This is a genomic window from Aurantimicrobium photophilum, from assembly GCF_003194085.1.
Lineage (GTDB): Bacteria > Actinomycetota > Actinomycetes > Actinomycetales > Microbacteriaceae > Aurantimicrobium > Aurantimicrobium photophilum.
Genome location: NZ_CP023994.1, coordinates 275,858 through 293,800, shown reverse-complemented (window position 1 = coordinate 293,800; position 17,943 = coordinate 275,858). Strand labels below are relative to the sequence as shown.

At 55.9% G+C, this 17,943-nt stretch carries 18 protein-coding genes; 5 read left to right on the top strand and 13 right to left on the bottom strand.

Annotation, left to right across the window (positions count from 1 at the left end):
- Window positions 1-55: 55 nt before the first annotated feature.
- From AURMO_RS01560 to AURMO_RS01540, 5 genes are all read right to left on the bottom strand, one after another.
- Window positions 56-397 carry an Rv3654c family TadE-like protein gene (locus AURMO_RS01560; protein ID WP_110232835.1) on the bottom strand — a complete coding sequence of 114 codons (342 nt, stop codon included), beginning with the start codon at window positions 395-397 and terminating at the stop codon, window positions 56-58.
- On the bottom strand, window positions 387-725 hold the full coding sequence (locus tag AURMO_RS01555) for a TadE/TadG family type IV pilus assembly protein (RefSeq protein WP_110232834.1): 339 nt from the start codon (window positions 723-725) through the stop codon (window positions 387-389). Before AURMO_RS01555 ends, AURMO_RS01560 begins: the two co-directional genes overlap by 11 nt.
- Window positions 703-903, bottom strand: a complete 201-nt coding sequence (locus AURMO_RS01550) for a DUF4244 domain-containing protein (RefSeq protein ID WP_110234829.1) — start codon at window positions 901-903, stop codon at window positions 703-705. Before AURMO_RS01550 ends, AURMO_RS01555 begins: the two co-directional genes overlap by 23 nt.
- A 79-nt stretch (window positions 904-982) precedes the next feature.
- Window positions 983-1,771, bottom strand: a complete 789-nt coding sequence (locus tag AURMO_RS01545) for a hypothetical protein (RefSeq protein ID WP_110232833.1) — start codon at window positions 1,769-1,771, stop codon at window positions 983-985.
- 58 nt (window positions 1,772-1,829) lie between these two features.
- On the bottom strand, window positions 1,830-2,771 hold the full coding sequence (locus AURMO_RS01540; RefSeq protein WP_110232832.1) for a TadA family conjugal transfer-associated ATPase: 942 nt from the start codon (window positions 2,769-2,771) through the stop codon (window positions 1,830-1,832).
- A gap of 337 nt (window positions 2,772-3,108) precedes the next feature.
- Here AURMO_RS01540 and acs point away from each other — a divergent pair, with 337 nt between their 5' ends.
- Window positions 3,109-5,064 carry an acetate--CoA ligase gene (gene acs, locus AURMO_RS01535; protein ID WP_110234828.1) on the top strand — a complete coding sequence of 652 codons (1,956 nt, stop codon included), beginning with the start codon at window positions 3,109-3,111 and terminating at the stop codon, window positions 5,062-5,064.
- 70 nt (window positions 5,065-5,134) lie between these two features.
- On the opposite strand, the gene AURMO_RS01530 is transcribed toward acs, so the two are convergent.
- Together AURMO_RS01530 and AURMO_RS08975 are read right to left on the bottom strand one after the other, a co-directional pair.
- On the bottom strand, window positions 5,135-5,605 hold the full coding sequence (locus tag AURMO_RS01530; RefSeq protein WP_110232831.1) for a RidA family protein: 471 nt from the start codon (window positions 5,603-5,605) through the stop codon (window positions 5,135-5,137).
- Window positions 5,606-5,626: 21 nt separating this feature from the next.
- Window positions 5,627-5,788, bottom strand: a complete 162-nt coding sequence (locus tag AURMO_RS08975) for a Sp36 family protein (protein WP_204163632.1) — start codon at window positions 5,786-5,788, stop codon at window positions 5,627-5,629.
- 48 nt (window positions 5,789-5,836) lie between these two features.
- On the opposite strand from AURMO_RS08975, the gene AURMO_RS01525 reads away from it, so the two are divergent.
- Both AURMO_RS01525 and AURMO_RS01520 read left to right on the top strand, forming a co-directional pair.
- On the top strand, window positions 5,837-8,434 hold the full coding sequence (locus tag AURMO_RS01525) for a transglycosylase domain-containing protein (protein WP_110232830.1): 2,598 nt from the start codon (window positions 5,837-5,839) through the stop codon (window positions 8,432-8,434).
- Window positions 8,434-9,381, top strand: coding sequence for a metallophosphoesterase (locus tag AURMO_RS01520; protein ID WP_110232829.1), 948 nt, complete (start codon window positions 8,434-8,436; stop codon window positions 9,379-9,381). Before AURMO_RS01525 ends, AURMO_RS01520 begins: the two co-directional genes overlap by 1 nt.
- Window positions 9,382-9,384: 3 nt before the next feature.
- Here AURMO_RS01520 and AURMO_RS01515 read toward each other — a convergent pair whose 3' ends face one another.
- The gene (locus AURMO_RS01515) at window positions 9,385-10,461 is read right to left on the bottom strand and encodes a lipid II:glycine glycyltransferase FemX (RefSeq protein ID WP_162532639.1); all 1,077 of its coding nucleotides are present in this window, start codon (window positions 10,459-10,461) and stop codon (window positions 9,385-9,387) included.
- Between the two features lie 67 nt (window positions 10,462-10,528).
- Here AURMO_RS01515 and murJ point away from each other — a divergent pair, with 67 nt between their 5' ends.
- Together murJ and AURMO_RS01505 are read left to right on the top strand one after the other, a co-directional pair.
- The gene (gene murJ, locus AURMO_RS01510; protein ID WP_110232828.1) at window positions 10,529-12,145 is read left to right on the top strand and encodes a murein biosynthesis integral membrane protein MurJ; all 1,617 of its coding nucleotides are present in this window, start codon (window positions 10,529-10,531) and stop codon (window positions 12,143-12,145) included.
- Window positions 12,145-12,981 carry a polysaccharide deacetylase family protein gene (locus AURMO_RS01505; protein WP_110232827.1) on the top strand — a complete coding sequence of 279 codons (837 nt, stop codon included), beginning with the start codon at window positions 12,145-12,147 and terminating at the stop codon, window positions 12,979-12,981. Before murJ ends, AURMO_RS01505 begins: the two co-directional genes overlap by 1 nt.
- On the opposite strand, the gene AURMO_RS01500 is transcribed toward AURMO_RS01505, so the two are convergent.
- Genes AURMO_RS01500 through AURMO_RS01480 form a run of 5 tightly spaced genes read right to left on the bottom strand, consistent with a single transcriptional unit; the run spans window position 12,982 to window position 17,904 of the window.
- Window positions 12,982-14,295 carry a UDP-glucose dehydrogenase family protein gene (locus AURMO_RS01500; protein ID WP_110232826.1) on the bottom strand — a complete coding sequence of 438 codons (1,314 nt, stop codon included), beginning with the start codon at window positions 14,293-14,295 and terminating at the stop codon, window positions 12,982-12,984.
- A gap of 8 nt (window positions 14,296-14,303) precedes the next feature.
- On the bottom strand, window positions 14,304-14,966 hold the full coding sequence (locus AURMO_RS01495) for a thymidine kinase (RefSeq protein ID WP_110232825.1): 663 nt from the start codon (window positions 14,964-14,966) through the stop codon (window positions 14,304-14,306).
- Window positions 14,966-15,622, bottom strand: a complete 657-nt coding sequence (locus AURMO_RS01490) for a response regulator transcription factor (protein WP_110232824.1) — start codon at window positions 15,620-15,622, stop codon at window positions 14,966-14,968. The genes AURMO_RS01495 and AURMO_RS01490 overlap by 1 nt, the downstream gene beginning before the upstream one ends.
- Entirely contained in the window at window positions 15,612-16,709 is a 1,098-nt protein-coding gene (locus AURMO_RS01485) for a hypothetical protein (RefSeq protein WP_110232823.1), read from the bottom strand. The genes AURMO_RS01490 and AURMO_RS01485 overlap by 11 nt, the downstream gene beginning before the upstream one ends.
- Window positions 16,702-17,904, bottom strand: a complete 1,203-nt coding sequence (locus AURMO_RS01480) for a sensor histidine kinase (protein ID WP_110232822.1) — start codon at window positions 17,902-17,904, stop codon at window positions 16,702-16,704. Before AURMO_RS01480 ends, AURMO_RS01485 begins: the two co-directional genes overlap by 8 nt.
- Between the last annotated feature and the right edge of the window lie 39 nt (window positions 17,905-17,943).

The window sequence follows — 17,943 nt, the reverse complement described above, 5'->3', positions numbered from 1 at the left end:
CCGAATTAAGTGGCGTTCCAAAAGGTCAAGATACACGGCAATTTGGGTTCGTCAATCACTCCAGCTCATTTTGGGGTCCTGCTTTGGCTCGAGTGTGGGTAGAAATTCCCAACACGGTGACCTGCAAGGTCACCCGCACAATCAAACCCTGAACCTCACAATTTTCTATCTGGAAAGAATTCTTCTCGGCGAGTCTTTCCGCGCGATTACAGGGATATCCGGGGATGCGCCCCGATGCTGCATCCGCTGCTTCGAGTGCTGCCTGGTCGGTGACGGATTGTGCTCGGTCGAGGGTGATCAGAGCTGCTCCGAAAAAAAGTAGAAGAGATGTCACCGAAATGACCCCTCCGACCAGAATGAGGGTCGCCGCAGCACCCGAACCTCGTTCACTGTGCATTGATCACACACTCCCGAACCTGGACCTCTGCAAGCAGCCATGACAACGGCCCCACACCCGTGGACTGGCTCAGGGAAACACACACCAGATCACCCTCGGTCGAGTGCCGAAGTGAGGCGTGGGAATTGGCCTGTGACAGCGAGCTGGCCACCACGCTGACATCGACACCACGAGATAGCTCCCGGGCAGCTTGTCTGGCCAGGGCAGAGTTCGTCAACTGAATCCCCAGAGCACCCACCGCTTGGAGACACACACCAAGCACCAAGATGATGGCCGGCAGCACCATGGCCAGTTCAGCGGTGACACTACCCTCCGAACGTGAGAGCACGGCGCACCATGTCCGTCAGGATTTGCTTCACTTCATCTCCGCGCAAAATGGTCACGAGTAGTCCGGCAAAGCCAACCGCTGCCATCGTGGCAATGGCGTATTCCGCTGTTGCGGCACCGGCTTCAGAGCGGAAGTGCTTCAGGGCTTGAATGAGTTTGTTGAGTTTGTGAGTTGTCATATTCACCACACCTTTCGCCCCCATCACAGCGCAGAAAGAATGCGCGAATTCACACCTCTATATAAGAGGTGGAATTCTTTTATGAATTCAGTGCTGTGGAGGAAATCACACTGGCAACCAGCGGCAGCACCCCGACGGCAATAAATGCCGGTAAAACGCACATTCCCAGCGGGATCATCAATCGCACGGCAAGCTTTTCTACACGCATCTGCGCTTCTTCACGGGCTGCGTTGCGCTCCCGTTGGGCTTGGCTTCGAAGAAGCCCGGATAAACCCACTCCCGTCTTGCTTGCCAACGCCATGAATTCATCGCACCGAGCAAGCTCCTGTTGAACCATCTCGTGATCCAACGTGAATGAGGTAGCGACCTCACTTGCCCACCGCCTGGCCTGGGCAAGGGAGTGGCCCGCCGACAGCGACATCGACATTGCCTCTGCTGCCATTCCCCGCGACCATTCCCACTGTTGTGCATGTCTCACCATTCGCCGTGACCACCGGGAGGAAAGAAACAATAAGAATGCAGCACCAACAAGAAGGAGCCAGCCGAATAACGAACCGAGCAGGAAAGCCAGCGGGTTATATCCAGCGAGGTACCCTCCCGCCACCGCAACCAATGGCAATCCCATGACGAGATGCGTTGCCGCTTGAGGTCCAGCAAGCTGAACACGAGCATGACGTGCATTTTCAGCTGCGTGCGCAAAAGCCTCAGCGCACACCTTCAACACCGCAGACGGTGCCGCTCCTGACTCCAACGCAAAGTTCCACACAACACTCAAGAAGGCTTTTGGGGTCCTCTCCTGAATGTTCACGGCGGCCTGAAGATCAAGTTCCGCAGAGTGTGCTGCTTCTCTCGGCGAGAGTCCGGCCATGAGTAATGAGGCAACGCGTTCTGTTTTCTGCGCCAGTTCTCTGAGTGAGCGTTCAACCTCAGAGGGCGAACTCGCGGACAGTGAGTGGAGCTTCCCCCGGAGTGAATTCACCCAGCGCTGCAATACGCCTGCCATGTTCACCTCGCTCCACATGAACAATGACGTCGAGTCCTCCCCGGGCCAGTGCGGAAACTAGTTCTGTGCTCATTCCGGCGAGATAGCCCAGGGCAGTCAGACGTGCCGGAACATCTGCCAAAGAATTGGCGTGGAGGGTGAGGCCGCCACCACTGTGGCCTGTGTTGAGGGCAGACAACACGGCTCCCACTTCAGCACCGCGACATTCCCCCAGCACCAAGCGGTCTGCCCTCATCCGCAAAGCCTGAGGAACAAGTTGTTCCACGCTCACGCCACCAGCGCCCTCAATATTTGCTTGCTGGGCTTCGAGCGCAATCACATGAGGATGATCTATCTGAAGTTCGGTGACATCTTCGAGAACCACAATGCGCTCATGATGAGGGACTGAAGAGAGTAGGTGCCCCAATAATGAGGTCTTGCCGGAGCCAGCTCCTCCGGTGATCAGTACTGTGCGCTTGCGCTCCACACACTCGAGCAAGAAATGCTTTTCTCTCTCCGTCATGAAGTCTGACGCCACTCGGTCTTCCCAGGTAAGGGCAGTGGTGCGAGGGATGCGCAGGGCAATCGTGGTGCCAGAGCTTGCAACCGGTGACAGCACAGCGTGCACGCGAATGTTTCCCGGCAATCGCACATCCACACAGGGATGTGCTTGGTCGATATGTCGACCACCACGGCCAATGAGCTCAACAGCGAGGGCTCTGACCTCGGGTTCTGTATACGACCAGCTGGCGTCGAGCAGCAGTCCCTCGCCCTGATCTATCCACAATCCAGCGTTGCTGGAGATGAGAACGTCCGTAATTCGCGGATTTCTCAGGTGGGTATCCAGATGGGCAAGCATCGGCCCAAAATATGGAGAAAAATCCATTTCACGGGAATTTTTACCCTGATTTGGGGCTATTTGTACCCCTTTTGCCCCTGTGGAGGACTAGGGCGTACGTATCCGTACGAACCACTTAACGGTGGAAGGCGACACCAGTTGGGGGGAACGGTGTCGCCTTCGTGGCGCCAGATTGGGGGAATCGGCGGCGCCACCAGTCAGATACGAAGCTCTGAACTATTCGAGTGTAAGGCATAAAACTGAAATTTATCTTGTACCCCGAGTATAAAAAGTAACTTTGTATACAAAGTGTGGAATTGGGGGTAATCTCAATACAGACTTTGTTCGACCTTTAGTCACCGCCCAATGAAGTGAGGTGCTCGAAATGAGCAACAATATTGACAACCTTCTGCACGAAGAACGTCGCTTTCCGCCCAGCGCCGAATTCACTGCCCAAGCAGTCGGACAGGCCAGCCTGTATGCAGATTCCAAGAAAGACCGCCTCGGCTTCTGGGATAAGCAGGCAAAGGAACTCCTTCACTGGCACAAGCCCTTCACACGTGTGCTCGACTGGAGCGATGCTCCCGTAGCCAAGTGGTTCGATGACGGCGAGCTCAACGTGGCATACAACTGCCTCGATCGCCACGTACTCGAAGGCCGTGGAGACCGTGTCGCCATTTATGGCGAAGGCGAGCCCGGAGACCAGCGTGTATACACATACAGCGAATTGACAGCTGAAGTTAAGCGCGTCGCAAACGTATTTCTTTCACTAGGCGTAAATGCGGGCGACCGTATTGCGATCTACATGCCCATGATTCCCGAGGCAGTCATCACCATGTTGGCCTCAGCACGTATTGGCGCAGTCCACACCGTGGTCTTCGGTGGATTTAGTGCAGACAGCCTGCGCAGCCGCATTGACGACGCTGAAGCAAAGCTCGTCGTCACCGCTGATGGTGGATGGCGTAAGGGCAAGGTCTTCCCACTCAAGCCAACCGTGGATGCTGCTCTCGAGGCGAACGGTGGCGGAAGCTCCGTGACCAACGTTCTCGTGGTCAAGCGCGGCGAGAACGAGGTTGCCTGGACCGAAGGTCGCGACCTCTGGTGGGATGACGCCAAGGCTGGTGTGGACGCAGAGCACGTGGCTCAGGGCTTCCCTGCAGAGCACCCACTCTTCATTCTCTACACCTCGGGCACCACTGGTAAGCCCAAGGGTATTTTGCACACCACCGGTGGCTACCTCACCCAGGCTGCCTTCACCCACAAGAACATCTTCGACCTGCACGCAGACTCGGATGTCTACTGGTGCACCGCAGACGTGGGCTGGATCACCGGTCACTCCTACGTGGTTTATGGACCACTCGCGAACGGTGCAACCCAGGTTGTCTACGAAGGCACCCCTGACGCACCTCACCCCGGTCGCTGGTGGGAAATCATCGAGAAGTACAAGGTCTCGATTCTCTACACCGCACCTACTGCTATTCGCTCTTTCATGAAGCTGGGCCGCGAGATCCCTGGAAAGTTTGACCTCTCCAGCATCCGTGTTCTCGGTTCCGTGGGTGAGCCCATCAACCCTGAAGCGTGGATTTGGTACCACGACATCATCGGTGGCGGCAAGGCACCGATTGTGGACACCTGGTGGCAGACCGAGACCGGCGGCATCATGATTGCTGCTCTTCCTGGTGTGACCACCTTGAAGCCCGGTTCAGCACAGGTACCCATCCCCGGTGTCGTCATCGACATCGTGGACGAGCAGGGTGTTCCTCAGGACAAGAACTCCGGCGGCCTCCTGGTCATCTCTGAGCCATGGCCTGCCATGCTCCGCGGTATCTGGGGAGACCCCGTCCGCTTCCAGGAAACCTACTGGGACAAGTTCGGTGACAAGTACTTCGCCGGCGACGGCGCTCGTTACGACCGCGACGGCGACATCTGGCTCCTGGGCCGTGTGGACGACGTCATGAACGTCTCTGGTCACCGTCTCTCCACTGCAGAAATCGAATCCGCACTGGTCGGCAACAACATCGTTGCTGAAGCAGCTGTGGTGGGCGCAGCCGATGAGACCACCGGTCAGGCCGTTGTTGCCTTCGTGATCTTGAAGAAGAGCCACGTGGATGACCAGACCCCCGAGGAAGCGAGCGCCTTGCTGCGCAAGCACGTCTCCGACCAGATTGGTGCGATTGCTCGCCCCTCGAAGGTCTACATCGTGGAAGAACTTCCCAAGACTCGCTCTGGCAAGATCATGCGTCGTCTCCTTCAGGATGTCGCAGAAGGCCGCGAGATTGGGGACACCACCACCCTGACCGACACTGGTGTGCTCAGCATCATCAGCGCTCAGGTTCACTAAACAACTACGAAGCTCATACTGAAACACCCCCAGGCCATCGGCCTGGGGGTGTTTCGTTGTTACTCAAGAATTACTTGAAGGAGACGATGATCTCTACCTCAACCGGGGCATCTAAGGGAAGAACCGCAACACCCACGGCAGAGCGCGAGTGAATTCCTGCGTCACCGAAGATCTCACCGAGAACTTCAGATGCGCCGTTGATCACGCCAGGCTGGCCGGTGAAGGCAGGGTCACTGGAAACGAAACCCACAACCTTAACCACGCGGGTGACACGGTTGAGGTCACCCAGCACCGACTTCACCGCTGCGAGCGCGTTGAGTGCACAGATGCGTGCATACTCCTTGGCATCCGAGGCAGGGATCAGGCCGTGGCCTTCTCCGACCTTGCCGGTGGCAGGAAGTGCACCGGAAACCATGGGGAGCTGACCAGAGGTGAAGACGAGATCTCCATGGATCACCGCAGGGGTGTAGGCGGCTACGGGAGGAACGAGATCAGGGATATCGATGCCGAGTTCGGCAAGACGAGCTTCGATGTTTGACATGATTTTCCTTCGATTCTTGAGCTATTCAGCCAGTGGTCGTTTGAGGTACGCAACAAGGCCACCTTCGGGGCCCGTGACAATTTGAACGAGCTCCCACCCTTCTGAACCCCACGTGTTCAAAATGGCGGTGGTGTTGTGAATAAGCAGCGGAGTGGTGATGTATTCCCACTTGATGGCGGCCATGAGTCTCCGTTCGGTCTTTTCTCAGCAATTCCGGCTAAATTAGAGTCTATGTTTGCCAAGAAGCCTACGCGTTCAGGAATCATTGGGGGATTGCTCGCTTTTGTCGGCATGAGTGCCGTTGCAGCAGTCTTGATTGCCGCCGCAGTGACCCCCGCTATTGCCGTTACGGGAGTAACCACGAACAGCGCCCTAGGTGTTTTTGACGAACTCCCCGCCTACCTCAAGATCAACGACTTGGCTGAAAAGTCGAGCATGTATGCCAAGCGTGAAGACGGCTCAGAAGTTCTCCTCGCCTCGTTCTATGCACAGAACCGTATTACGGTTCCTCTCGAAGAAATTTCTCCCTTCGTTGTTGACGCAGCTATCGCAACAGAAGACCCTCGTTTTTATGAGCACGGTGGTGTGGACCTCATCGGTACTGCACGCGCCATCATTTCCAACGCCACCGGTGGTGACGTTCAGGGTGGTTCGTCGATCAGCCAGCAGTATGTGAAAAACATCCTGGTGATGCGTGCGGAAGAGATTGCAGATCCTGAAGCACGTAAGGCTGCCTACTACGCAGCCACCCAGACCACCATTGAGCGCAAGCTCAAGGAAATGAAGCTGGCGATCAGCATCGAGTCCAAGTACACCAAGGACGAGATCCTCAACGGTTACCTCAACATCGCTTCCTTCGGTGGTCGCGTCTACGGCATCGAATCTGCCTCTGAGTATTACTTTGGCGTCAAGGCCAAGGACCTCACCCTTGCTCAGGCAGCAAGCCTGATCGCCACCGTGAACAACCCCAACAACTTGCGTATCGATATTCCTGAGAACGTGGAATACAACGAACAGCGTCGTAACTACGTACTGGGCCGCATGCTTGCTGAAGGCAAGATCACCAACAAGGAATACAAGGCCGCTGTAGCCGAGCCTGTCACTCCGGTGATCACTCCGTCCAGCACTGGTTGCCAAACAGCTGGTGGTGCTGCCTTCTTCTGTGACTACGTCACCTGGATCATCAAGAACGACCCCGCCTTCGGTGCAACCGAGGACGAGCGCTGGGCAGCCTTCCAGCGCGGTGGGTGGAAGATCATGACCACACTTGATGTGGAACTGCAGGCAGCTTCTGAAACAGCAATCTACGAGCGTGTTCCCAAGATCGTTCCCGAAGGTGACATCGCAGGTGCGTCCGTTTCGGTTCAAGTCGGTACTGGTCGAGTTCTCGCAATGGCTCAGAGCAAGGATTACTCTGCTGATCCTGAGGTTGTGGCATCAGGCGCCAACTACACCTCGGTGAATTACAACACCGACAGCAAGTACGGAAGCTCCACCGGTTTCCCCGTGGGTTCGACCTACAAGATCTTCACCCTGATCGAGTGGCTCAAGCAGGGCCACGGTCTCAACGAAGTTGTCTCCGGCAAGGTCAAGGACTGGAAGATGTCCGAGTTCAAGAACAGCTGTGAGCCAACAGGTGGCCCTAACTGGAAGCCCGTCAACTACGCGGGTGCATTCGACTCCACCACAACCGTGATGAACGCGTTGAAGAACTCCTACAACCTCAACTTCATCACCATGGCTTCCAAGATGGACCTCTGCAACATCCGTAAGGTTGCTGAATCATTTGGCGTTCACCGTGCTGACCAAAAGACGTTGAAGTCAAACCCTTCAACCATCATCGGTACCGAGGAAATTGCACCGCTTGCAATGGCCGTTGCCACAGCAGGTATTGCCAATGATGGAAAGACCTGTACTGCAATCGCGATCGATGAAATCATCGACTACAAGGGCAAGAAAATCACTCCGCCCAAGTCCAAGTGCACCCAGTCGGTAACCCCAGCAGTGGCTCGCACCACCGCCTATGCCATGGAAAACGTCCACTCTGCTGGTGGTACGGCAGCTCGTGCTGATGTCGGTGACGGTATCCCCTGGATTGCCAAGACCGGAACCTCAGATAACGCTGAGCAGAACTGGATCATGGGCTCCACCTCCAAGGTGGCCACCGTTGTGTGGCTCGGTAACGTCTCTGGTCACGTCGCGCTTTCCAATGTGGACTTCACGAATGGTCGTCAATACAACACCAAGCAAGACATCTACCGAGACATCATGACGGTTGCGAACCGTCAATTTGGTGGCGATCCCTTCGGTGCCCCTGACCCCAACCTGGTCAAGGGTAAGTCCGTTAGTGTTCCCGCTATCCAAGGCCTCACCAAGGAACAGGCACAAGCCCTCATCGAAAGCGTGGGCTTGACCTTCACCGATGGTGGCGAGATGGACTCTGAACTCCCCCTCAACACGGTGGCCAAGTCTGAGCCCGCCTCAGGTGAGCCCACGGCAGTCGGTGGCGAAGTCAAGGTCTACTTCTCAAACCAGACCCTCGTTGCAGGTCCTCCCAGCACCGTGGGCATGACCGAAACTCTCGCTCGCAGCACGCTTGTGGCTGCTGGTTGGACTGTTGGCGCAACCATTGAGCTGCCTATCCCTGATGCGCAGTGCCCGGTTCCCACACCAACCCCCATGCCAACCCCTGCACCATCACCGTCCACCACGGCTTGTCCTGGAACAGCTAACCCACTTCCTGTGGGCCAGCGCCTCGTGACGGTGCAGTCGCCTGTGGGTGGATTCATCAAGCCCACAACCCCGATTCTGATCACCGTTCAGAAGTAATGAGCTCTTCCTCAGCAATTGGCCGCGATGTCCTGGTGGGCATCGGGCTGGTTGCTGTGGGTGCTCTTGCGTGGGGAACACTCGTCGAACGCAATGCGTTCACCCTGAGAAATGTTGAAGCGAAAGTGTTGGAACCTGGTTCCGCACCTCTTCGAATCCTGCACATCTCTGACCTGCATCTTGCACCCTGGCAAAAGGGAAAGATGGAGTGGATTTCCTCACTTGCTGAGCTAGCACCTGATCTTGTCGTCAACACCGGTGACAACTTGGGCCATGAACATGCCTTGCCTGCTTTGCAAGAAACCCTGGCTGCATTCAAGGGGATTCCAGGGGTTTTCGTCAATGGATCAAACGATTACTTCGCCCCTGAGTTCAAGAACCCCTTTGCTTACTTCGCAGGTCCCTCCAAGGCCACCAAGGTCGCTCAGCGACTCGACACCGCCTCCTTGATGGAATTCTTTACTGACGAACTCGGCTGGGCTAACCTCAACAACTCTGCAGCCTCGTTGACATTGGGTAGTCGCCGCATTGACTTCATGGGAGTGGATGACCCTCACCGCTCTTTTGATTCGCTCTCGCGCATGGAGCGTGCCCTCGAATCTATACAGTCAGATGATTTCCTCGATGAGGTCACGCCCGAGATCACCATTGGTGTTGCCCACGCTCCCTACCAGCGCATCTTGAATGACTTTGTTACTCAAGGGGCTGAGATGATCTTCGCCGGCCACACTCACGGCGGTCAGGTCTGTGTTCCTGGCTTTGGTGCACTCGTCACCAACTGTGACATCCCCCGCGACAAGGTCAAGGGTTTGAGCACGTGGACGCGTGGCAGTCGCACAGCAGCGCTGAATGTCTCAGCAGGTGTTGGCACATCTATCTTTGCTCCGGTGCGCTTTGCGTGTGCCCCAGAGGCGTCTCTGGTCACCCTCAGCGCGCGTGAGGGCTAACGCTTAGAAGTACACCTCTTTGCGGAACATTCTGTTCAGCTTGCCGGCAATGCGATAGCCGAAGGTGTTCCATTTCTGAGTCTTCTTGGCATCAATGACGAGGTCATAGGTTCCGACACGATCAATGACAATGGGGCTCAGGCTCGTTTTGAACATGCCAATGCCGTGCAGGTGGTGTGAGGGGTCTTTGAGCTGATCTGCTGGCGGGCAGCCCATCATGTCGTAGCTCACAGCCTGGCCACGAGCTTTGTGCCATTCGATGATGTGCCACTGCAGCGCATGGCTGGCGCCATAGGCCTTGCGATCACGAATAGAGGCGCCGTCTTTGTACCAGGCCTTGAAGCCCATCCAGCCGGTATACGCACCGGCCACAACTTCGCCATCGACATAGGCAAAGAACATCTTGCCCTGGTCACGGTTGGCGTATTCGTTCCAGAAGGAGACGTAGTAGTCGTAGGTGCGAATCATGAAGCCTGCGTCATCACCGGTAGCACCCAAGAGTGTGTACATGGTGCGCATGTTCTCTTCGGTCAGCGGCGCTTCTGCCACGGTCACACCATCACGCGCTGCCCGGCGGATGGCGTAGCGACCCTTCTGCGGCATCTCAGCCAAGATGGTGTCGATATCTGGGGTGAGGTCAATCATCACCGTCGAGGAGATGGGCTGGACATTGTCCACCTTGACCAGACCTGCGGAGCGCAATGTCTGATCTGCTTGCTCGGAATAGATCAGCTCAGATTCGAGCTTGACCAAAAAAACACCATTGTTAGCAGCGAATTCTTTCAGGGCAGGAATGACCGCAGCGACCTGTTCAGCAGAGCCGAAACCTGGCCCGGTGGGTGAATACCAGAGCTTGCCCAGGGTGGGAATTGTGCGCTCAATGAACAATCCGGCAACACGAGGCGCTGCCTCGGTGTTGTCCTCATTGAAGATGAGGTGACGAGGAGTCCAGCCGCCAATTGCCTTCGCAATAGCGAAACTTTCCGCTTGATACATCGACCCGTGGTCAGGGTTAGCAATAACCAGATTGTCCCAATTGGCAATCTCTGCGTCGGTCGCGAAGCGCACTGGAAGAGTCATCGAACTAAGCTTAGAGCACGGACTATGGCCCTCCCCTGAGGCTTGAGCAAAGGATGGAAACCCGATTATGGCTTCTTCCACTATCGCTCGCGCCAGCACGTTAATGGCCGTGGGAACCACCGCTTCGCGTGTGCTGGGATTCGTTAAGGCCATGGTGTTGGCCACTGCCATTGGTGTGACCGCATCCGTTGGTGCAGACTCCTTTGCCGTGGGAAACATGCTTCCCAACAGCGTCTATATGGTGCTGATTGGTGGCGTGCTCAGTGCTGTGCTGGTGCCCCAGATTGTGCAGGCCATGGCTGGCCACGATGGTGGCAGTGCCTATGTGAACAAGCTGGTCACCATTGCGATGGTGTTCCTTTTGGCCATCACTGCACTGGCAATGGCGTTAGCTCCCTTCCTCGTGCGCTTGTATGCGATGGCGTGGTCGCCTGAACAACTGGCTCTCGCTGTCGGCTTTGCCTACTGGTGCTTGCCGCAGATTTTCTTCTACGGCCTGTTCAACATCTTGGGCGAAGTGCTCAACGCCAAGAAGGTTTTTGGCCCTTCCTCCTGGGCTCCTGTTCTCAACAACATCGTGGCCATCTCTGGCCTTGCCGTCTACATTGCCCTCTTCGGCGCAGACCCCGATGGCAATCGTGGTCTGGACGACTGGAGTTCAGGCCAGATTGCTCTGCTTGCTGGCAGTGCCACACTCGGCGTCATTGCACAGTCGATCATCTTGTCTCTGGCCTGGCGCAAAGCAGGCATCCGCTACCGTCCTGATTTCCTCTGGCGCGGTGTCGGCTTTGGCACCCTGGGCAAGATTGCCGGCTGGTCGTTGGCCACCGTCATCGTGATGCAGCTTGGTGGCATTGTCACCACCAACGTGGCGAGCACCGCCTCAGGTAAGGGTGCATCCGTTGCAGCTCTGCAATACGCCTGGCTGATCTTCATGCTCCCCTACTCGATCCTCGCGTTCTCCATCGGCACCGCCTACTTCACGCGTCTTGCAGAACACGCCCGGAACAACAAGCCCGAAGACATGCGTGCGGATGTGTCCTCTGCGTTGCGCGTCATTGGGCTGGTGATGACGGGATCCGCGGCCATCGTCTTCGTCACGGCACCTTTTATTGCACTGGTGTTGATGGATGGAGCTAAACCAGCAGATATTGCCGCCCTGGCCGTTGTCATCATGATGTATATCTTGAGCTTGACCCCGTATGGCATGCTCTTTGTGATTCAGCGCACCTACTTTGCCTTCAATGACACTCGCACCCCGTTCTTCTTCACGGTGCTGCAGATTCTGTTGTTCGTGGGCGGATCTTTGCTCGTGCTGGCATTCTCGCCGGTGGAACTCGTTGCTGCCATGTTGGCCCTGTCCTTCACATTCGCCACCATGATCCAAGTGGCTGTGGGAATGTTCTTCCTCAGGAAGAAGATTGGTGGCATCGATGGCAAGCGAGTGTTTGTCAGTCACCTCAAGTTTGGAATCGCTGTCATCCCTACCGTGATTGCGGGCTACTTCATGCTGCAGTTCAGTGCTGCCTATATCGATACCGATAACTTGGCTGTGGCCATCATCGAGAGCATCATCTACGCCGCCATTTTGGGCAGCATCTATTTCGCAGTGTTGTGGCTCATGCGCTCAGAAGAAATCACTGAGCTTGTCTCCCAGGTCAAGGGCAAACTCACCCGACGCTGATGGAACGCCGAACATTCCTTGAGCTGCTGGCAGCAGGTGTCATCACCGCTGCAACAGGAGCGGCAGCGGGAATATTTCTCCCCAAACTGATTGAGGAGAAATCTGAGTTTGGCTTCGGCAAAATGGGGGCAGCCCTTCCCCCCATCGCTGAAGATGTGAACGTCTATCCTTCTGCCATCCCCATCATTTTTGAACCTCCTCGAGTCACGCAGGTTCCTGTTCCCTTTGGCACAATCAGTTCCATTCCTCATCACCCCGGAATGTTTGCCCTGACTGTTGATGATGGAATTTCCTCTCACGTGGTGAGGGAATACACACGCTTTGCCCAGGAAACGGGAATGAGGCTCACCTTCTTCGTCACTGGCCAATACCCCTCGTGGTCGGAGAATATTCCTGAGCTACGACCCTTAGTGGAGAGCGGTCAAATCCAGATGGCCAACCACACCTGGACACACCCCTCCTTACTCAAAGTCAGTAATGGACAGGTATCTTCCGAGCTCGGCCAAACCCATGACTTCCTTCTCAAGAACTATGGCGTCGACGCCACACCATATTTCCGGCCGCCCTTTGGCAACCACGATGAACGAATTGACTCAGTTGCCGCCTCATTGGGTTACACCACTGCCGTGATGTGGCACGGTTCTCTCTCTGATGCTGGGCAGATAACCCCGGATCAATTGCGCGAGTTTGCCGGCAAATGGATTGGTGAAAAACGCATCGTCATTGGCCATGCCAACTTCCCTGCAGTAACCGAATGCTTTGGCTATATCAAAGACCTGATTTTGGAGCGCAAGCTTCAACCGGTCACGCTCAATGACCTCTATCTCAAGAGGTAATTAGGGTCGACCCAGGCTGCTGAAGTGGAAGCCGGCGGCGCGCCAGGCAGCTGGATCGAGAACGTTTCTGGCATCCACAATGCGCTTGTGTGCCATGAGATCACCAGCGGTGCGGGGATCAAGCTGGACAAACTCTGGCCATTCAGTTACCAACACAGCAATGTCAGCATCCAGAAGTGCCTGCTGAAGGGTGCTCGCGACCTTCAGCTCAGGAAAACGCTTCTGCGCAGGACCCATGGCCTCGGGGTCATAAGCCGTGACGAGTGCACCTGCTTCGGCTAATCCGCGGGCAACATCCAAAGCAGGCGAGTCCCGCACATCATCTGACTGAGGCTTGAATGCGAGTCCGAGGACTGCAACCTTGAGATCAACGGGGTCACCGCCGCCGTCAGAGATCACACGGTCAATCACGCGCTGACGCTGGCGCAGGTTGATGGCATCTACTTCGCCCAGGAAGGCAACCGAGGAACCTAGACCCAATTCTTCGGCACGGGCAGAGAAGGCCCGGATGTCCTTAGGTAAACATCCCCCGCCGAAACCCACACCAGCATTTAAGAAGCGACGGCCAATACGAGTGTCATAGCCAATGGCATCCGCCAGCTCGGTGACGTTCGCACCGGTTGCTTCGGCGATCTCGCTCATCGCGTTAATGAAGCTGATCTTGGTGGCCAAGAATGCATTCGCAGCCGTTTTCACAAGCTCTGCCGTTGCACGGTCTGTTTCCACGACGGGTGTGCCGGCATCGATGGCGGCGGCATAGACCTCGCGCACAGCTGCCAGTGCCCGGTCCTGGCCGACACCGTCAGCAACACCGAAAACAAGACGGTCAGGGCTCAGGGTGTCCTTGACGGCAAAGCCTTCACGGAGGAACTCAGGGTTCCATACCAGAGTTGCTGAGGATCCCGCAGACAGAAGCTTTTCTGCCAAGCGCTGTGCTGTTCCAACTGGAACGGTGCTCTTGCCCACTACAACGTCTTCTGGCCCTAAATTGGGCAACAGCGCATCAACCGCTGCATCCACAAAGCGAATGTCGGCAGCTCCGCTGTCGTCGCTTTGGGGCGTGCCCACGGCGATGAAGTGCAGCTCACACCCTGCCACCTCAGCAATATCGGTAGTGAACCGCAAACGCCCAGAGGCAAGTGAAGAGGAAAGGATCTCCGGCAGTCCTGGCTCAAAGAACGGAGGGGTGCCAGTGCTGAGCGCGGCTACCTTCTCGGCATCCACATCAACGGCAATAACCTCATGTCCGAGGTCGGCCATCGCCGCTGCATGAACAGCGCCGAGGTAGCCGCAGCCAATGACAGAGACGCGCATGGCCTGAGCTAGCTGAAGTCGGGGTCAGGCTCGAAGGAGTAAGCCACAGGCCACTGGCGACGACCAGCGTTGAGAACACCGTTGCTTTCCATGAGGTAGCAGTTACCACAGAGAGGCTCGTAGCTCACCGCGATGCCGTCAATAGCGAGCTGGTCTCCATCGAAGATGAAGCGATCGTTGAACTTACGAGCGTTGAAGATTGCCTTCTTGCCACAACGGCAGATTGTCTTAAGCTCTTCGATTTCGTGTGCAATTTCAAGCAAACGGCGAGAGCCAGGGAATGCAACAGTCTGGAAGTCGGTGCGAATACCAAACGCTAAAACGGGCACGTCCTCCAGAAGAGCAATGCGCAGAAGGTCATCAACCTGCGCTTCTGACAAGAACTGTGCCTCGTCTACCAGCAGGCAACGAACATCAGCACCAGTTTTGCGAATGACCGCTTCACGTTCGTGCTGGAATAACCCGTAGAGGTCACTGTCACCAGCAATTAAGAAATCTGTGCGGCGGTTAATACCAAGTCGAGAAAGAATTCCCTTGTCACCCTTGATGTCAATCTCGGGCTTACACAACACGACATTGTGACCGCGTTCTTCGTAGTTATACGCAGCTTGGAGCATCAATGTGCTCTTGCCGCTGTTCATTGCGCCATAACGGAAATAAAGCTTGGCCATTAGGTCAAATATCCATCCTCGGCTGCACGCCGAACCAAATCTGCCCGCCGGGACGCGGGTCTTCCTGCTCTAGCGTACTTCTCACGCACGCGTCTGAGGTACGTTTTGGCCGTCTCAAACTGAACATTCATGGCCTCGGCAACCTCTTTGGTCGCTAACCCCCGGCAATACAGGACAAACGCCTGCTCTTCACCGGCACTCAGGCGTGGTTTGACCAGCTCTTCGGCGTGTTGAGAGGCTCCAGAATCCCCCGAATCACTGCCCTGCGGGTTGATCTGGGCCATGCCCAGAAGTGTGCGCATGCGGGCAGCAACCACATTCATCGAGGTGGACTTATCAAAGAAGGCATCAGCACCAGCAGCGAGTGCTCGGTCATGGAGTTCAGGGCTTGCCAGCGCACTCATCACGACCACCATGGACCCGGCCGCTTTACAGGTCAAAACACGTGCCTCAATCGAGACCGGCTCGGCCAATTGGTAGTCCATCAACACCACATCGGAAGGGAAAGCACCATTGGCCAGACACCCTGCCCAGGACGTTTCAGCCACGGCAACACTGAAGTCGGGGGCATTGCCGGTGAACCAGCTGCTCAAACTATCGACCAAGAGCCCGTGGTCATCAAGGATGGTGAGGGAGACTGCGGGCTTATTTTGCATAGTAGAACATCACATTCACGTGTCCATCGTTATTGATGAAGCGGACATCTTCAAACACGACATACATCACCCTCAAGAACGAAGCTAGGTGTGTGCGCAATTTTCCCCCGGTTAATGCGTGCAGAGATTCTGTTCCCTGAATAACGCAAGACAAACGTTCACTGGAAGGATCGACCCGGAGAGATACCTGAAGGTTGACTACCCCTGCTTCGAGCAATCCAGAAATCAACGCTGAAATTGCTGACTGAGCTGAAAGATCAAACTTACTCAACACCTTTTCAGGGTCATGCAATGTGCATCCAGATCGTTCCACCCAGGTTTGTTCGGCAAGTAAGAGGAGCTCTGAACGAATCTCTGCAGAAAGCTGACGGGCTCGCTGAGTGTCTGCTTCTGTGATGCGACCACGAGCCAACAGTTCAACAAGGAGCTCACGTGCCTCCCGGCTGAGCGGACCAGCGATGTCGGTTTCAGCGACGATCCCCGGTTCAACCGCCGTTTCATTCACGGTCTTTTGCCACGCCAACAAAATCCGGCTGGCTTTATGGGTGTAACTGCCCTGGCCCAACACCACGATAGAGACCAAGGCAACACCAGAGACGCAGAAATACAACATGCCAAATGGCAGGGGATGATGCAAACTATCCAGCCCCAACGCAGCAAAGAGCGCCACAACCGCGGCAAGACCACCGTAGTAGAGATCAGGTAACGATCGGTATCCGCTCGCGGAAGCAAAGACGAGCGCAACAGCAATGGGTCCCCACTCGGTCAACATCGAGATGGATCCCGTGCCATCCGAGGCAATCTGGAACACAGCTGCGCTGATGGTGAGGGTCACAACGAAGATGTAATTCCGGCGGGGGTAGGGAGCATGCTGAGGTGCGGCCGACCAAAGATGGTAGCAAATAGAAATGGTGAGGATCACCAGGGCCACGATCAAGAACACTGGATTGTCGGTGTAACCAAAACTGGAAATCGACACAATGACGGCGTAGGCCCAGGTCAACAAACTGAAGGTGACGGCAACATCCCAGCTGGTCCCCGCAGCAAGAGGGTCAAGCTGTTGCATGGTGCGTTCTTGTCTACGCATCGATACCCTCCCGTTCGAGAGGAAGCTGGAGCATGACCGCTGTTCCTTGGCCGTGATTTGACCACAATCGCACACGACCACCGGATTGCTCGATGCGGTCCTTCACGGACAGTTTGAGGCCCATCCGGTCCTCCGGCACTGATTCCACATCGAAACCTTGACCACCATCGATGACGGTGACAGCAAGGTTTTCCCCGGCAGGCAAGATGACCACTTCAACAGCATTCTGTCCTGAGTGGAGATGAACATTTGTCAGGCACTGTGCCAATGCGGACGTGAGGGCATCGACCCTTTCCTCAGAAAGGAGAGCGACCGCCGACGGGTCGCCACCCAGATTGACGGTGAGCCCTCGGGACTCAGCCTGAGTAATCACTGCCATTAAGCGCTCGAGTTCCGTCGAGGACTTAATGCCCGTGCTTGTCTGCACAGTGCGAATGGAGAAGTCACTCGTTTCAAATAGGGCTAGCTGAGTTTCAATAGCTTCACGGACCGGGTCCTGCAACATTCCGGGCTTGGTAGCACCAATAACGGCAAGATTCGCCAGCAATGTATCGTGCAGTCGCGCAGCGACAGCACGAGTGTTTTCCAGTCTCTCGGCATCTGTTGCGACCGACTCTGCGCTTTGGTCAAAGGTGATCTGGAAACGTTTGTTCGAGATGAGGAGTCTGGGGGTTGCGATGACTGCAGCCAACACAACAACAAATCCCAGCATCAGCCGCAGGTCAAATTCAAACGGTTTCCCAGCTAGAGCCGCTCCGATGAAAAGCGACAGGTTGGCAGCAAGAAATCCCAGAGTTGCCCACACCACACGATCTTGAGCGCGAGCAGCAACACCACATGCGGTGACGAGGGCAAACCCGAGAAGAGAGAAGGGGAGGAACAGGGTGCTCTCAACGTCGGGCATGGTTGCTAAAACTGCCCACGTGGCGAGAACGAGCGTGGCGGAAAGAAAGAGAATATAGAGCGAAGCTGACAGGGGGGAAAGTGGCGTGAACATGAGTCGCCACAGCACAAAGCCCGGGAATCCCACTAGGAACCCTGCCCACATCACCCAGGCATTGTTCTCATGCCATCCGGCCAGGAGCAAAAGAATCTCAGCAAAGATGACGGAGTAGGCCGAGTAGACCAAGAACAGGCGTGAGAGTGCCTGGGCAAACAGAACTGGTGCCAGCTGTGCTGGAATTCCTAACTGCATCTCACCGCCCCCGTTGAAGAATGTGGTCTTTCTACAGAC

Excerpts from the sequence above, each read along its gene's own strand:
- AURMO_RS01500 (WP_110232826.1), bottom strand. The coding sequence starts at position 14,295 with ATGCGCGTCTCTGTCATTGGCTGCGGCTACCTCGGCGCTGTTCATGCA.
- AURMO_RS01525 (WP_110232830.1), top strand. The coding sequence starts at position 5,837 with ATGTTTGCCAAGAAGCCTACGCGTTCAGGAATCATTGGGGGATTGCTC.
- AURMO_RS01515 (WP_162532639.1), bottom strand. The coding sequence starts at position 10,461 with ATGACTCTTCCAGTGCGCTTCGCGACCGACGCAGAGATTGCCAATTGG.
- acs (WP_110234828.1), top strand. The coding sequence starts at position 3,109 with ATGAGCAACAATATTGACAACCTTCTGCACGAAGAACGTCGCTTTCCG.
- AURMO_RS08975 (WP_204163632.1), bottom strand. The coding sequence starts at position 5,788 with ATGGCCGCCATCAAGTGGGAATACATCACCACTCCGCTGCTTATTCAC.
- AURMO_RS01550 (WP_110234829.1), bottom strand. The coding sequence starts at position 903 with ATGACAACTCACAAACTCAACAAACTCATTCAAGCCCTGAAGCACTTC.
- AURMO_RS01545 (WP_110232833.1), bottom strand. The coding sequence starts at position 1,771 with ATGGCCGGACTCTCGCCGAGAGAAGCAGCACACTCTGCGGAACTTGAT.
- AURMO_RS01495 (WP_110232825.1), bottom strand. The coding sequence starts at position 14,966 with ATGGCCAAGCTTTATTTCCGTTATGGCGCAATGAACAGCGGCAAGAGC.
- AURMO_RS01490 (WP_110232824.1), bottom strand. The coding sequence starts at position 15,622 with ATGCAAAATAAGCCCGCAGTCTCCCTCACCATCCTTGATGACCACGGG.
- AURMO_RS01485 (WP_110232823.1), bottom strand. The coding sequence starts at position 16,709 with ATGCGTAGACAAGAACGCACCATGCAACAGCTTGACCCTCTTGCTGCG.
- AURMO_RS01530 (WP_110232831.1), bottom strand. The coding sequence starts at position 5,605 with ATGTCAAACATCGAAGCTCGTCTTGCCGAACTCGGCATCGATATCCCT.
- AURMO_RS01480 (WP_110232822.1), bottom strand. The coding sequence starts at position 17,904 with ATGCAGTTAGGAATTCCAGCACAGCTGGCACCAGTTCTGTTTGCCCAG.
- AURMO_RS01540 (WP_110232832.1), bottom strand. The coding sequence starts at position 2,771 with ATGGATTTTTCTCCATATTTTGGGCCGATGCTTGCCCATCTGGATACC.
- murJ (WP_110232828.1), top strand. The coding sequence starts at position 10,529 with ATGGCTTCTTCCACTATCGCTCGCGCCAGCACGTTAATGGCCGTGGGA.
- AURMO_RS01520 (WP_110232829.1), top strand. The coding sequence starts at position 8,434 with ATGAGCTCTTCCTCAGCAATTGGCCGCGATGTCCTGGTGGGCATCGGG.
- AURMO_RS01560 (WP_110232835.1), bottom strand. The coding sequence starts at position 397 with ATGCACAGTGAACGAGGTTCGGGTGCTGCGGCGACCCTCATTCTGGTC.
- AURMO_RS01505 (WP_110232827.1), top strand. The coding sequence starts at position 12,145 with ATGGAACGCCGAACATTCCTTGAGCTGCTGGCAGCAGGTGTCATCACC.